Annotated in this window: 1 pseudogene; it reads right to left on the bottom strand. The window is 61.4% G+C overall.

From position 1 onward, the window contains the following. Positions 1-169 precede the first annotated feature (169 nt). Positions 170-1,591, bottom strand: a pseudogene (locus tag WBF82_RS05935) (ABC transporter ATP-binding protein); the annotation flags it as partial. Between the last annotated feature and the right edge of the window lie 60 nt (positions 1,592-1,651).

Here is a 1,651-nt window from a genome sequence, read left to right on the forward strand (position 1 = left end):
TGGCGTCGCGGATCGTGCTCAGTCGATGCGCGATGGTAATCACCGTCCGACCCTTCATCAGCCGTTCCAGCGCCTCGACCACAAGTTGTTCGGACTCGGTGTCCAGTGCCGCGGTCGGCTCGTCGAGGATTAGGATCGGGTTGTCGCGAATGATCGCACGGGCAATGCCAATTCGCTGCCGCTGGCCACCGGAGAGAGTCAGACCGCGCTCACCGACCGCGCTGTCGTAGCCGTTGGGCATGCGGCTGATGAACTCATGGGCATTGGCCAGTTTCGCCGCGTGCACAATTTCGTCCTCGGTGGCCCTTGGGTGGCCGTAGGCGATGTTCTCGCGGATCGTTCCGCGGAATAGCACCGTCTCCTGCAGGACAAAGCCGATGTGCTTGCGCAGTTCGTGCAGTTTGTAGTCTCGGACGTCGACGCCGTCGATCTTGATGCTGCCCGAGTCACCGTCGTAGAACCGCGGAATAAGGCTCACCACGGTGGATTTCCCGCTGCCGGTGGGTCCGACGAATCCGACAAGTTGACCCGGCTCGATGGTGAAACTGACGTCGCGCAAGACCGGGCACGCCGGGTCATAGCCGAAAGACACGTGCTCGAATTCGATGAGGCCGCGCAACGTCTCAGGCTCCAGACCATCGGAGCGGTCCGGAATGACGGCGTCGGCATCGAGAATCGCCCGGACCCGCTCCACGCCCACTGACGTCTGCGCGATCGTGTTGGTCATCGTGGCGAGATCCTGCACCGGCTTGAAGAACATGGCCAGATAGGAAAGAAACACCGTGAGGGTGCCGACTTCCATCGCGTCGGCCAACACCAGCGATGTGCCCCGCCACAGCACCAAACCGGTGCACAGCGCGACCACGATGGAGACAATCGGCGCGAGGAGTGCCTTAATCCGCCGGGCCCGCAGCGCCGCCTCGATGGTCTGCTTGCCGACCCTGCTCAGTTCCGCCTCCTGCAGGTCCTCGCGCTCGAAGGCCTGCACGACTCGAACAGACTCCAGCCCCTGCTGCACTGCGCTGACGATGTCGGCCTGGCGCAGGCGCACCTCGTGCGTCGCCTTCTTCACCACCGTCCGGACTCGCGAGACGAAGAAGAGCAAGAACGGCGTCACCACAAGCGCGATCAGCGCGAAATCCCACCTGATCGCGAACATCACGCCCAAGATGCCCACAATTTGAAGCGCGTCGATGGTCATCTGGGTTATGGAATCGGACGCGAAGCTTTGGATGGTGTCGACGTCATCGTTGATGGTGCTGACGATCGCGCCAACCTGATGGGTGTCGTAGTAACTGAGTGAAAGCCGCTGCAGATGGTGGTAGGTGCGCGTGCGCAGATCGTAGGCAACCCACTGACCCACTGTTTCGGTGTAGTAGTTGGCGATGTAGGACGCGACGGCGTTCACGATGGCGATCACTATGAACAAGAGCGCCGCCAGCTCAGCAATGTGCATTTTGTTTTTGCCGCCCAGAATTGGCAGCAGGTCAGTCATCCAGTGCGGAAGTGGGTGCTTGGCGACCACCACGTTGTCGAGGATGACCTTCAACGGCCAAGGGCCGGCCAGGTTCATGGCCGTTGCTATCAGCATCGCGGCCAGGATGATCGCGATGACCCAGCGGTAAGGCCGGATCAATTCAAGGATTAGGCG

Source organism: Mycobacterium sp. (assembly GCF_049673265.1).
Taxonomy (GTDB): Bacteria; Actinomycetota; Actinomycetes; order Mycobacteriales; family Mycobacteriaceae; genus Mycobacterium.